General features: G+C 62.0%; 13 protein-coding genes. 5 read left to right on the forward strand and 8 right to left on the reverse strand.

Annotation, left to right across the window (positions count from 1 at the left end):
• Window positions 1-720, reverse strand: a 720-nt coding sequence (menD, locus tag NW827_RS11635) for a 2-succinyl-5-enolpyruvyl-6-hydroxy-3-cyclohexene-1-carboxylic-acid synthase (RefSeq protein WP_414503739.1), incomplete at its 3' end; no start/stop codon positions are given.
• 253 nt (window positions 721-973) lie between these two features.
• Here menD and NW827_RS11640 point away from each other — a divergent pair.
• Window positions 974-1,219: a hypothetical protein gene (locus NW827_RS11640; protein ID WP_414403213.1), complete on the forward strand. Its 246-nt coding sequence runs from the start codon at window positions 974-976 to the stop codon at window positions 1,217-1,219.
• Between the two features lie 109 nt (window positions 1,220-1,328).
• Here NW827_RS11640 and NW827_RS11645 read toward each other — a convergent pair whose 3' ends face one another.
• The 7 genes from NW827_RS11645 to NW827_RS11675 form a co-directional block, all read right to left on the reverse strand.
• Complete coding sequence (locus NW827_RS11645) at window positions 1,329-1,727, reverse strand: fasciclin domain-containing protein (RefSeq protein WP_414403214.1); 399 nt, start codon at window positions 1,725-1,727, stop codon at window positions 1,329-1,331.
• Window positions 1,728-2,008: 281 nt separating this feature from the next.
• A complete protein-coding gene (locus tag NW827_RS11650) occupies window positions 2,009-2,788 on the reverse strand; it encodes a hypothetical protein (protein WP_414359379.1) in 780 nt (259 codons plus the stop codon).
• A 75-nt stretch (window positions 2,789-2,863) separates the two neighbouring features.
• Window positions 2,864-3,403, reverse strand: a complete 540-nt coding sequence (gene purE / locus NW827_RS11655) for a 5-(carboxyamino)imidazole ribonucleotide mutase (RefSeq protein ID WP_414359378.1) — start codon at window positions 3,401-3,403, stop codon at window positions 2,864-2,866.
• A complete protein-coding gene (locus tag NW827_RS11660; protein ID WP_414503729.1) occupies window positions 3,373-4,554 on the reverse strand; it encodes an L-threonylcarbamoyladenylate synthase in 1,182 nt (393 codons plus the stop codon). The genes purE and NW827_RS11660 overlap by 31 nt, the downstream gene beginning before the upstream one ends.
• On the reverse strand, window positions 4,535-5,863 hold the full coding sequence (locus NW827_RS11665; protein ID WP_414359374.1) for a dihydroorotase: 1,329 nt from the start codon (window positions 5,861-5,863) through the stop codon (window positions 4,535-4,537). Before NW827_RS11665 ends, NW827_RS11660 begins: the two co-directional genes overlap by 20 nt.
• Window positions 5,864-5,872: 9 nt before the next feature.
• Complete coding sequence (locus NW827_RS11670) at window positions 5,873-7,231, reverse strand: histidine phosphatase family protein (protein ID WP_414503730.1); 1,359 nt, start codon at window positions 7,229-7,231, stop codon at window positions 5,873-5,875.
• A 97-nt stretch (window positions 7,232-7,328) separates the two neighbouring features.
• A complete protein-coding gene (locus NW827_RS11675) occupies window positions 7,329-8,147 on the reverse strand; it encodes a class I SAM-dependent methyltransferase (protein ID WP_414359370.1) in 819 nt (272 codons plus the stop codon).
• Window positions 8,148-8,246: 99 nt separating this feature from the next.
• Here NW827_RS11675 and NW827_RS11680 point away from each other — a divergent pair, with 99 nt between their 5' ends.
• The 4 genes from NW827_RS11680 (at window position 8,247) to NW827_RS11695 (ending at window position 12,050) form a co-directional block, all read left to right on the forward strand.
• On the forward strand, window positions 8,247-9,659 hold the full coding sequence (locus NW827_RS11680) for an ABC transporter substrate-binding protein (protein ID WP_414503731.1): 1,413 nt from the start codon (window positions 8,247-8,249) through the stop codon (window positions 9,657-9,659).
• A 47-nt stretch (window positions 9,660-9,706) separates the two neighbouring features.
• Window positions 9,707-10,522 (forward strand): tryptophan synthase subunit alpha, encoded by an 816-nt coding sequence (gene trpA / locus NW827_RS11685; protein ID WP_414359366.1) that lies wholly within the window; start codon window positions 9,707-9,709, stop codon window positions 10,520-10,522.
• Between the two features lie 373 nt (window positions 10,523-10,895).
• Window positions 10,896-11,417, forward strand: coding sequence for a phycocyanin subunit beta (locus NW827_RS11690; protein ID WP_414360029.1), 522 nt, complete (start codon window positions 10,896-10,898; stop codon window positions 11,415-11,417).
• A 144-nt stretch (window positions 11,418-11,561) separates the two neighbouring features.
• Window positions 11,562-12,050, forward strand: a complete 489-nt coding sequence (locus tag NW827_RS11695; RefSeq protein WP_414359365.1) for a phycocyanin subunit alpha — start codon at window positions 11,562-11,564, stop codon at window positions 12,048-12,050.
• The last annotated feature ends 117 nt before the right edge of the window (window positions 12,051-12,167 follow it).

Genomic DNA, 12,167 nt, shown 5'->3' on the forward strand with positions numbered 1-12,167 from the left:
CCACTCCTGCCAAAAAGAAGCTGTCTCTACCTGAGAAGAGTTCCGCCTTGTCGGAAAGGGAAATCCAGCAGGAGCCACCCCCCGAAAAAAGGTCTTCTCAAACTCAGGATCTTCCTGCAAATGGACTAGAGGCGCAGTGCTGCCATCAGCAACAGGGGCCAAGGGATCCCGCAAGGGCACGTTGAGATGCACGGGGCCGGGAAAGGGGTAGAGGGCGCGTTCCCAGGCGTGGACAATCATTTGGCGCAGGTAGGCCAGAGCTTCCAGGTCGGCGCTGGGCACTGCCAACTCTGCCTGCCAGTTGGGGTAATGGCCGTAGAGCTTTACCTGGTCGATGGTCTGACCGGCGCGGCAGTGGCGCAGCTCCGGCGGCCGATCCGCCGTCAACACCAAAAGTGGCCAGCCACTTTCTGCTGCCTCGATCAGGGCAGGGAAAAAATGGGCACCAGCACTGCCGGAGGTACAAACGAGGGGAACGGGCTGCCGCAGCCGCTGGGCCAAGCCAAGGGCAAAAAAGGCCGCTGACCGCTCATCCAGCACTGGAATGGCCTCGATCTCGGGGTGCCGCGCTAGCGCATAGGTGAGGGGGGCAGAGCGGGATCCTGGACACACCACGGCCACCCGACAACCCAGCCGGCTCAAGGTCTCGGCCAAAACGGATCCCCAAAGGGCATTGAGGTTGCGCCAGTCCAGCCGTTGAGGGAGAGGGGTGTTGGCCATCCCAGCCACCAGAGGAAGCGAGGAAGTAACCCAAAGTGGGTCCATCCTGTTACTCTATGCCCACCGACCCTCCCAGGGGAACTCTCTAGGGGTCCTCCTCCCGTCCCTCGCTGGCTATGGCTACTAAGGGAGGATGTTCTCCCCTGCCTGCAAGAGGAGCCACAGCTTGGTCAGGTCTCCCCGAGGGGGGAATAATGTTATGTTCATGAGAACCTCCCTTATCGACCTTTGCTGCAGCCAAGCAGGAGCACCCATGCCCAGGAAACCCGATGGCTACCTCATTCACATCATGCTGGAAGGGGGTCAAACCCTGCAGGTACGGGTCAAGGAAGCCAGAGAATACACAGAGCTAATCAACCAGCTGATGGTGGGCGGGGACGAGTTCATCCCCTTGCCCAAGCAAATGGACAATGAGTACATGATCGTGCGTCCCCGGCGGGTGGCTGGTGTATCCGTGGAGGCAATCTACACCTCCAGTGTTGGTATTGAAGGAGTGTAAAAATCCCAAAAGCCAAGAAGCCAGGGAGCCCCCGTTGCAGTCCAAGGCCCCTAGCCTTGGAGCTGGGGGCTCTGGGTGGGCTTTCTGCAGATTCAGGAGGCCAAAAAGGTTATTTCTCTGGTGGCAGGATTACCTTGTCAATGATGTGGATAACGCCGTTGGAGGCCTTGAGATCAGGGGTTACCACCTTGGCGTCGTTGACCTGGATCCCATCCTTGACGACGATCTCCACAGGGGCTTCGGCAAGGGTAGTCAGCTTACCGGCCTTTAGATCTTGAGAGAGAAGTTCGCCAGACACCACATGATAGCTGAGCACTCGCTTCAATTTCTCCTTGTTTTCTGGCTTGAGCAAGTCGTCTAGAGTGCCTTTCGGCAAGGCCGCAAAGGCCTCATCCGTCGGGGCAAAAACGGTGAAGGGACCTTTGTCAGAGAGGGTCTTCACCAGGTCAGCAGCCTCCAGGGCTTTGATTAGGGTGGTGAAGGAGCCAGCCTCTGCAGCAACATCCACGATGGTTTTTTGGGCAGGAGCCGCAGTCTTCGCGCTTTCAGGCGCTGGGCTGGGGCTACTGGCATGGACTCCAGGGGCTGCAGCCAACGTAGCGGCCGAGGCAACGACCAAAGAGAGCGCGAAGAGATTGCGAATCATGCAATGTAACCCTCCGTGAAGAGTAGGTTTACACTCCTTTACGACGGAGAAGCTCTAGCTCGAGTTCCCTTTTCTCCTCGAGGGGGCAAAAGCTATCCCTGAAGGGCGATTACACCTAACCAACTCTTGAAGCCGCTGGCCGTTTAGGCGTTGCCCCTACGGCTTGCCGAGGGATCGCCACTACCTTCGGGTTGCTGGAGACTGGTCAAATCGTTGAGGCGGCGCAGGATCCCCCATCCCTGCAGGGCTTCCAAGAGGGCCTCCCGCACGACAGCCACTGTTTCCTGGTCAAGGGCCAGGCGTAGATAGTCCACTGCTAGCCGGGTTTGTTCGGGATCCAAATGGGGCATAAGGCTCTGCAGCCGGCGCACGCCCAGCAGCCGCCTGTAGGGATCGGGGGAGGCAATGTCACCCAGATCCCGCTCCAATTGGGAACGCCGCCGCTCCTGCCGGCGGCTGAGCCATTCCCCAAACAGCAGCAGCAGCAGGGCCAGCGTAACCAGCCCCTGCACAATGGCGCCCGTGGCTAGCCAGCGTTGGCTGGCTTCTGCCCAGATTGAGACCACAAGGTAGGTACCGAGGGCAGCGCCTGCCCCCCCCGCCCCAGCCAGCAGCAGGGAGCGATCGGCTTGGCGCAGCCAAGCTTGCCACTCCTGCCAGCGGCGGCTAAACTCAGGGCTGCAAGCCGCGTACACCCCTAGCATCACCCCCGTGCCCACCGCTAAGGAAAGGGCCAGGCGCCAGTGCCAAAAAGCCAGCCCCGCCAGGGCCAAGCCCGACAAAGCCAGAACCCGCCACTGCGGCCCTGCAAGCATCCATAGGGCCACCTGGGATCCCACTTCTACTGCCCCTTTCTGAACCCGCTGCAGATACTCTCGCCAGGATCCCTGGCCAGGGGAGGGGCGCTCCGTTCCCTTCTTCACCGCTGGAACTCCCAAAGCTGCGCTTCCTCTAGAGGGGATCCGCTGGCCCCCTAGGCCGGCGTCCCCTCAACTATGCTAAGAGCGCTCTGCCCCACTGAGGCCAGCTAGATAGGCCTTCCACCCTTGGGCTTGCAAGCGGGCATTTTTCTCCTGCACGCTCTGCTTGAGGCTTTCCCGATAGGCCAGCACCCGTTGTTGCAGGGCGGGATCGCCGCTAGCTAGGATCTGCACGGCCAAGAGTCCAGCGTTGTAGCCATTGCCGATGGCTACAGTGGCCACGGGGATCCCTTTGGGCATCTGCACAATCGAGTAGAGGGAGTCTAGCCCCTGTAGGGATTGGCTAAACACCGGCACCCCAATGACCGGCAGAGGAGTTAGAGACGCCACCATCCCCGGCAAGTGGGCTGCCCCGCCGGCGCCGGCAATGATGACGCGGATCCCTTGGGTATGGGCGCGGCGGGCAAACTCCACCATTGCTTCCGGCGTGCGGTGGGCGCTGAGGATCTGGAGGTGATAGGGGATCCCGAACTCCTCACACACCTGGGCGGCAGGGGCTAGGGTAGGCAGATCTGAGTCGCTGCCCATCACGATAGCGACGAGAGGGGAGGCTTCCATAAGCGGCTGGCCCGTCGTAGCCGATCCATAATTGCATAACCTAGGCCGGTGACGACCGGTGGCGGTTCAGCCAATAGCAGAGTGGCTGCTCCCTCATCCAGGCGGCGCAGGCTGGCAAAGAGGCCGCGGGCCGCCAAGTTGGGATCGGGGCCCAGGCATTCTAGGGTAAAGGCAACTTCAGGCCAGTGGCGGAAGAGGCTTTCTGCCAGCGCTTCCGGTTTGGCAGCAAAACTGAGAATGCCCAGGTGGGAGTGTCCCACTGCCGATCGCCGCAACTGTTGCCAGTCCTCGGGCTGGAGCTGGGCAAAGGCAACGGGTAACAACCAGAGGGGCTTGCCGGGGGCGTAGTGGCTGCTCAGTTGTCCTGGAGCTTCCGGCCTCTCGCCGCTTCCGGGGGCAGGGGGAGAGCTGAGGGGCAAATCGAGGTGGGATGCCAAAACTTCCAGCGGGATCCCGCCGGGGCGCAGCAAGGTGGGGGTGCCATCGGGGCTAAGCTTGAGGACTGTCGATTCCACGCCCACGGCACACTCCCCCCCGTCCAAAATATAGGGGATCCGCCCCGCCAACTCGGCGTAGACAGCCTGGGCCGAGGTGGGGCTGAGGCGGCCAAAGCGGTTGGCGCTGGGGGCAGCCAAAGGCACCTGAACTGCCTGCAGCAAAGCTTGGGCTACGGGGTGGGCCGGCACCCGCAGCGCCACGGTGGGCAAGCCACTGGTGACGAGATCCGGCACCTGCGGGCCCTTGGGTAGCACCAAGGTCAGCGGGCCCGGCCAGAAGGTGGCGACAAGGGATCCCAGGCGAGCGCGAGCGGTGGCAGTAAAAGCCGACAGATCCACTAGCTTCCCCTCCAGCCCCTCGAGAGGGATCCCGGCTGGAAGGTGCAGGATCAGGGGATCGAAACGAGGGCGCTCCTTGACGGCAAAGATCTTGGCCACCGCCTGCTCGTTGAGGCCGTGGCCTGCCAGGCCGTAGACCGTTTCTGTAGGCATGGCCACCAACTGGCCCTGCCGCAGCGCTTCGGCCGCCAGGGCAAGGTGCTCAGGGGTGGGGGGGAGGATCTGGGTTTGCATGGGAGGGGATTCACGGCCCTGCGGGCAACGAGAACGGGTTTTGCCGGTCTCGGCCTCAGGGCTAGCTTCCTTCTTCAACATGGGTGTGCAACACCTTGCCGCGCAGGGTCTTGCCCAACCAGGGAGTGGCTTGGGAATGGGAGCGGAGGGTAGCTGCTGAAACTGTCCAGGTATGGGTTGGATCAAAGAGCACCCAGTCACTGCCGGGATCCAGACAGGGCGGCTCCAGCCCCAGGCAGCGGGCCGGGTAGAGGCTGAGGGCCGACCAGAGCTGTAGCGCTGTTAGCAATCCCGTCTCCACCAGGTTTTGCCACAGCAGCGGCAAGGCCAACTCCAGGCCTATGGCCCCAGGAGGAGCCTCGGCAAAGGGCAGGGTTTTCTCCTCGTAGGTGTAGGGAGCATGATCGGTGGCGATGCCCAAGTTGCCGCTGCGGATCCCGGCAATAAGGGCCTCCCGGTCGGCAGCATGGGGCAGAGGAGGCAGCAGGCGCAGGTTGGGATCGTAGCCGCCCTCGAGGACAGCTTCCTCCGACAGGAGGAGGTGCATCCAGGTGGTGCTGGCAGTAACCGGCAGCCCCTCTGCCTGGGCCTGCTGGACAAGCTCTAGACTGCGGGCTTGGCTAAGGCGCATCACATGCACCGGCGCCGGCGAAGGGACGCTGCGCAGCACTTCCAGGAGGCGGGCCAAGGCGGCAGTTTCGGCACTGGCTGGGATGCCCTTTAGCCCTAGGCGAAGGGCCCATACTCCCTCGTAGAGACTGCCCGAGCCCGCCAGGGTGGGATCCCAGGCCCAAACCAGTAGCGGCTTATTCCAAGGTCGCAAATACTCCAGGGCCCGTCGCAGCAGAGCCAAGGAGCGCAGCGGCTCTAATCCGCCGACCCGAGCCACAAAGCCAATGGCTCCGGCGTGGGCCAGCTCTCCCCAGGGGCTGGGAGCTTCTTCCCGGTCACCCAAGCTAAGGGCAGCCCAGGGCAGCCAGCGGGGATCCCCACGCTGGCGGCGATAGCGGCCCAGCTGCTCTGGCTGATCCAGCACCGGAAAAGCTGCCGTCCCCGGGACAGGAGTGGGCAGGAGGCCAACTTGGGTAAATCCGCCTGCTCGCGCTGCTGCTGCCAGGGAGGTGAGGGTCTCGCGGCCAGTGGAGAAGCCCCTCTCCCCCAGCTCGCCACTGTAGGTGTACAGATCGATCAAGCCTGGGCCCAGCACCCAGCTGGAGGCGTCCAGACGGGGAACCTTGGCGGGGATCGCTGCTGCCTCGACGAGGAGAAGGCGGCCCCGACGTAGCCAAACATCAGCTACTTCATCGCGCTGGCGCCAGGGATCCAACAGGCGTACTCCTTGCAGGCAAATATCCGGCAAACCCAGGTCGACAGGGAGAGGGGATCCCATCTTCACCCCCTAGAGAGCGCCCGCAGTGGTGCAGTCGAGAATCTGGCCGGACAGGTGGGTGGTGAGGTTCAGCACTCTTAAAACTGGCGCACCCTCCTTTCCTTCCGGGTAGTCGATGACGGTAATGCCGCCATTCCCTTGCTTGAAGATCCAAAAGGCATGAGGAGAAAGGTCGAACAACTGGCAGATAATGGCCTTGTTGATGGCATCGTGGGCTACCACCACTGCCGTACCTTCTGGAAACTGAGCGGCCGTAGTGGTCAAAATTTCTTCCCAGGCCGAGCGAGTGCGGGCCCAAACTTGGTAGAGGTTTTCCCCGTTGGGCATCTGCACGGCGGCAGGATCCCGCTGCCAGCGCTCCAGCTCGCCGGGGTATTCGGCTTCCACTTCACTCTGTAGCTTGCCCTCCCAGTCGCCGTGGCAGATTTCCTGCAGCTCCACCATTGGGCGCAGGATGAGGTGGGGGTGGTGGCGACAAATGGCGTCAGCGGTAGCCCAGGGCCGCTTGAGGGGGCTGGAAAAGGCCAGGTGCAGCGGCTGATCCGCCAAAAACTCGGCCACCTTGGCTGCCTGCTCCTCGCCGGTGGCGTTGAGGGGAATATCCCGCTGCCCCTGGAAGCGTTGCTCCCGGTTCCATTGCGTCTCGCCATGTCGCACGAGCAGAATGCGCATCCCCTGCTTGCGCTTGGGCAGAGGCTGGCCCAGATGGGCGGTGATGTTCCAAGATTCCAGTTGCACTGGTCCCCCCAGGCCCTGGGGGAAGTTAAGAACGCTGATAGCACAGTTGTTTTGCCCCAGACGGTGGTAGTGGACTGGCCCCAAGCCAATGACCGTGCTGACCAGGGCACGGTTGAGGCCGCTGTGGCCGACGATAAGAACGTTGAGGGGATGCGTAGGATCACTCCCCCGCTCCGAGCGGGGATCCAACTGCACCTGCTCAGCCAACTGCTGCCAAAAGACCTGCGCTTGCTGCCAGAGATCCCGCACTGGAAAGCGTCCCCCCAGCTCCAGCTCGTCGGGCTGGTACCGCCAGCGGTAGTACTCTTCCGGGTACTTCTCCTTCACCTCGGCAAAGGTCAAGCCTTCCCACTCCGTTAGGTCAATCTCCCGCAGCTGCTCACTAATCAGCAACGGGATCCCCCCTCGCTCCCTGAGAAGAATGTGGGCGGTGTCGAGGGCGCGGGAGAGAGGGCTGCAGTAGACATAATCCAAGGGGATCCCGGCTAGAGCCTCAGCTACCCGCTGTGCCTGCGCTTCTCCGCTGGGGGTGAGGCGAGAGAGATCGGAGCGGCCTTGGATGCGATTTTCGACGTTGAAGGTGCTCTCACCGTGGCGCACAAGCAGGATGCGCAGGGCAGGCTGAGCCATTGTTGGTACTGATTGAACTCAAGGACCTCTTCTAAAGTATCGCCTAGAGCCCTACTGGGGGTTTGGCTGGCCTCACCTCAAGGAACTCCCGCTCGGACTAGTACAAGGGGGTGAGCCGCGCCAGGAAAGCTCCCCCCGGCTCTTGGTAGAGAATTTGTCCCTGCCAGCCGTTGGCGTGGGCATAGTGCAGCAGGGTCTCTGGATCTACAAAGAGCCAGGGGAAGGGATCCCCGCGCTGACCGTTGTATTCGGCCACAAAGTTGACTACCTTGGTTTTTACCTCCCCTCTCCCTTCCTCTTCTAAAACCCTGGTTTCTGGATCCGCAGGAATGGCCGGCTCTGGAGTTCGCGGCAGCAGATCCTCTAGAGGCGCTGGGTTTTCGCCAAAGTCGCTGAGCTCAGTGGAGTCCAAGAGCAACTGACCCATAGGCTGAATCCAAGGGCGAGCCAGGCGCAGAAAACGCTCCAACCCCGCCAGGGATCCCACTAGGCCGGCGCCGTTCATCAGCAACAGCAGCGTATCGAAGGGCTCCTCCGGCCCTGCCCAGTGAAACAGGTCGGCGGCAATACGGCAGCGCACCCCCCGTTCGGCCATGATCTGCAACGCCACCGGAGAGCGATCCAGGGCGGCCACAGCCAACCCCTCCTCCTGCAGCAGCAGGCTGTGGCGGCCTGTGCCGGCACCAATGTCCAGCACGCGACCTCGACAGAGATCCAAAGCCAGGGCCTCCACCTCCGGCAGCTCCTGGGTGAAGAACACCTCCGGCGAGATCACCTGGGGCTCCTCTGCCAGCGGGATCCCCTCAGCGCTGTAGGCGTGCAGGCGCAAAGCTCCCTTGGCTTGGCCCCGGTGCCAGTCCCAGAGCGCCTGCTCCAGCGGATCCTGCGGCACAGGGTTTTCGACAGCCTCTATCATGGGAAGACTACGGTATCGCCCAATGGCCAATGCTAGCGAGGCGGCCTCCTTTTGGGCCTACTTCCATTCTGGAGCAGCTGGCCCTGCTGCAACTCCTCCATGGTTGCCAAGTCTCCGCCACCCATCGTTTACATTGTTCTGGGACTCCTGCTCCTCTGGGGCGGTCATCGCGCTTGGCGGGCGGGCTACCTTCGCTGGCCGCAAGGGATCTCGCTGCCAGGGTTGGGCAGTGGGGCCCAGGATCTGCTCTTAACCAGCGGCGAGCGCACCCTCTTTGCCGATAGCAGCCCCGCCGCCGTGGCCGCGGCAGAGCTCATCCGCCAGGGCAATTTTAGGGCGGCGATCCCGCTCCTAGAGATGGGGCTACAGAACAACCGCAACGACCCGGAAGCTCGCATTTTCCTCAACAACGCCCGCGCCCAGCAGCAGGGCAACCCCTTGAGCATAGCCGTGGTGGTGCCCATCTCCAGTAACCCCAACCGCGCCAAAGAGACACTGCGGGGCGTGGCCCAGGCCCAAGAGGAGCTATTTCAGCAAGGGGGTATTGCAGGGCGGCTGCTGCGGGTGGTGATTGCCGACGACGGGGATAACCCAGAGCGAGCGGTGGCAGTGGCCAAAGCCCTGGTGGGCCGGCCTGAGATCTTGGGGGTGATCGGCCACAACGCCAGCGATGCCACCCTGGCGGCGGCTGAGATCTATCAGGCTGCCGGCCTGGCTATGATCTCCTCCACCTCCACCAGCACCCGCATCAGCCTGCTGGGGAACGCCATCTTTCGCACCGTCCCCTCCGACCAGATTGCTGGCACGCAACTGGCCCGCTATGTCCTTAACAAACTGCGCCTGCAGAGGGTGGCCATCTTCTACAACCCCAACAGCGCCTACAGCACCAGCCTGCGCGACGCCTTTGCCTCCACCCTGACCAGCGAAGGGGGGATTGTGCTGGCCACCTTCGACCTAACAGCCGCCGATTTCAACCCCCAGGCCAGCCTCCAGAGAGCGCTGGAGCAGGGATCCCAGGTGGCTTTCTTGGCGCCTACGGCTTCCGTAGCCCAACACGCGCTGGCCGTTGCCCGCCAGAACGCCCTCCGCGGCCAACCCCTTGCCCTGGTGGGGGGAGATGTGCTTTTTAGCCTCACCACGCTCAAGGAAGGGGGAGCAGCGGTGGAGGGCATGGTGGTGGCGGTGCCCTGGCACCCCGATCTTCCCCGCAGCCGCGGCTTTGCCCAGAAGGCAGCCCAGATGTGGGGAGGGCAGGTGAGTTGGCGCACCGCCCTGGCCTACGACGCCACCCGTGTTTTTCTCCAGGCCCTTCGGCAGGGATCCCCCAGCCGCAGCGGCATTCTCACTGCCCTTGGCGACCCCAACTTCCGCTTGCCAGACGGCGCTTCCGGGGAGGTGCACTTTTTGCCCTCCGGCGACCGCGATGCCCCCTACGTGCTGGTGCGCGTCGAACGGGGCAACCGCTCCGGTACGGGCTACGATTTTGTGCCCATCCCCCAGGGATCCCGCTAGGCGCTAGAGTGGTAATGCTCTCCAAAAAACCAGAGGGGTCGGATCCCATGCCCAGCCGGATCACAGCCTGTTTCCAGGCGCTGCGCAGCCGCGGTGAAGCCGCCCTTATCCCCTACCTCACCGCCGGGGATCCCGACTTGCAAACCACCTTTGAGGCTCTGCAGGTGCTGGATCACCACGGCGCTGATCTCATCGAGCTGGGGGTGCCCTACTCGGATCCCCTGGCCGATGGGCCGGTGATCCAAGCAGCAGCTACCCGTGCCCTTAGGCGGGGCGTGACCTTGGGCGCCATTTTGCAGGGGTTGAGGTGCCTCTCGCTGCGGGCCCCTCTCATCCTCTTCACCTACTACAACCCCATCTACCAGCTCGGCATCCCCAACTTTGTGCAGCAGCTGCGCCAGGCTGGCTGTGCTGGCCTAGTCGTCCCTGACCTGCCCCTAGAAGAGGCCGGAGCCCTGCGGGAAGCAGCGCAGGCAGAGGGGATCGACCTCATCTTACTGGTGGCCCCTACCAGCCCCCCCGAGCGCATGCGGCGCATTGCCCAACACTCCAAGGGCTTTATCTACCTGGTCAGCACCACCGGCGTCACTGGCGAGCGGGCCACCCTCGAGCAGCGGCTCCCAACCTTGCTGCAGCAGTTGCGCCAATCCACCTCCCTGCCGATTGGGGTGGGCTTTGGCATCTCTACCCCCGACCAGGCTCGCCAGATTGCCCTCTGGGGAGCCGATGCCGCCATTGTCGGCAGCGCCTTTGTGCAACGGCTGGCCAAGGCGCCCACCCCTGCCCACGGCCTGCAACAAATTGCTTGCTTCTGCCGCGAGCTCAAGGCTGCCCTGCAAGGAGTAGGGGCCCCGCACTCTTGATGGCTGCAGCGGAAAAGAAATGAAACGAATATTTACATTTTTTAGCTCCCCTGTCGACCAATTGCCCGCTCACTGCACTGGCAGAACGAGGAGCTTGCCGGCCAGGCCGATCTGATTGTTTGTAAATCTTCACAAAATACTCATCGCTCCCGCGCTATAAAATTGTCCTGGATGCTCGGCTGTCTGAAAGTTGTAGGAGTTGTCGGCCGGTCTCAAAATCTGGGGCTTCGGTGGAGGTAGTTTTGAGCCCCCTTCACAGGATCCCCGGTTTTTGGGCGAACGGATCCCGCATCCAGCGAGGCTGAGCAGCTAGCTTTTGAGAGGATCAGCCAGTCGCTCATCCTTACTTTGGGAAAAAACCAAGAGGAGATCCATTATGCAAGACGCCTTTACCCGGGTAATTACTCAGGCAGATGCGCGTGGCGCTTTTTTAAGTGAACAAGACTTTGCTCGTTTAGAGGCTTTGGTGGCAGAAGGCAACAAGCGCCTGGATGCCGTCAACCGCATGACCAGCAACGCTGCTCAAATTGTGGTTAACGCAGCTCGTTCTCTGTTTGCCCAGGAGCCAGATCTAATTGCTCCCGGCGGTAACGCCTACACCAACCGCCGCATGGCTGCTTGCCTGCGCGACCTGGAGATCATCTTGCGCTACATTACCTACGCCACCTTGGCGGGAGACAGCTCCGTGCTGGAAGATCGCTGCCTGAACGGTCTGCGGGAAACTTACATTGCTCTGGGAGTGCCCACCAGCTCCATGGCCAATGCCATTGCGGCTATGAAGAGAGAAGCCCTGGCCAAGATCATGGATCCAAACGGCATCACCCCTGGCGACTGCTCAGCAATCCAAAGCGAAGTGGCCAGCTACTTCGACAAAGCTGCTGCCGCCATTGTGTAGGGTGTCTTGGTTTTTAGCGGGGGCCGGCTTGGCCCGTGCTAAGCAAAGCTTCTTTTAGTAGCAAGCAGAAGTCCCCCAATTTGGGGTGGACTGGCTGCTTAAGGTCTGTTTTTGCTAGCAGTGAACGCATTGAGGAGTTGAAAGGTGAAAACTGTTATTACTGAGGCAATTGCCGCTGCTGACAATCAAGGGCGTTTTCTCAACGCCAGCGAGCTGCAGGCTGTGAGTGGTCGCTACCAGCGGGCTGCCGCCTCTCTAGAAGCAGCTCGTGTATTGACCCAAAACCAACAGACGCTGGTGCGCGAAGCGGTGCAAGAAGTGTTCAAGCGCTTCCCCTACCTAAGCCAACCAGGGGAGATGGGGCATGGCGAGGTCTTTCAGGCCAAGTGCGCCCGTGACATCGGCTACTACCTGCGCTTTATCACCTACTCGCTGGTTGCCGGTGGCACCGGCCCCCTCGACGAATACTTGGTGGCTGGTCTGCGGGAAGTGAACCGCGCTTTTAACCTCTCCCCCAGCTGGTACATCGTGGCTCTGCAGCACATGAAGAGCCGCGCTCTGGGCATGCTGAAGGGCCAAGCGGCCAATGAAGCGGCCATCTACTTCGATTACGCCATCAACGCCCTCAGCTAGGGGAGGTAAAGATAGGGCTCCTTAGCCATTGAGCCAATCTCTTTTGGTTTGCCTAGCAGGCAGCAACCTGGGTGGAGGTAAGCTCCCTAGCTCCTAGTAACCAAGCTCTCCTAGGGA

It is taken from the genome of Synechococcus sp. H70.1, assembly GCF_047502705.1.
Classification (GTDB): domain Bacteria; phylum Cyanobacteriota; class Cyanobacteriia; order Thermostichales; family Thermostichaceae; genus Thermostichus.

What these genes read in the sequence shown, in the direction of transcription:
- NW827_RS11640 (WP_414403213.1), top strand. Translation starts at nt 974, where the DNA reads ATGCCCAGGAAACCCGATGGCTACCTCATTCACATCATGCTGGAAGGG.
- purE (WP_414359378.1), bottom strand. Translation starts at nt 3,403, where the DNA reads ATGGAAGCCTCCCCTCTCGTCGCTATCGTGATGGGCAGCGACTCAGAT.
- NW827_RS11660 (WP_414503729.1), bottom strand. Translation starts at nt 4,554, where the DNA reads ATGTTGAAGAAGGAAGCTAGCCCTGAGGCCGAGACCGGCAAAACCCGT.
- NW827_RS11665 (WP_414359374.1), bottom strand. Translation starts at nt 5,863, where the DNA reads ATGGGATCCCCTCTCCCTGTCGACCTGGGTTTGCCGGATATTTGCCTG.
- NW827_RS11670 (WP_414503730.1), bottom strand. Translation starts at nt 7,231, where the DNA reads ATGGCTCAGCCTGCCCTGCGCATCCTGCTTGTGCGCCACGGTGAGAGC.
- NW827_RS11675 (WP_414359370.1), bottom strand. Translation starts at nt 8,147, where the DNA reads ATGATAGAGGCTGTCGAAAACCCTGTGCCGCAGGATCCGCTGGAGCAG.
- NW827_RS11680 (WP_414503731.1), top strand. Translation starts at nt 8,247, where the DNA reads ATGGTTGCCAAGTCTCCGCCACCCATCGTTTACATTGTTCTGGGACTC.
- trpA (WP_414359366.1), top strand. Translation starts at nt 9,707, where the DNA reads ATGCCCAGCCGGATCACAGCCTGTTTCCAGGCGCTGCGCAGCCGCGGT.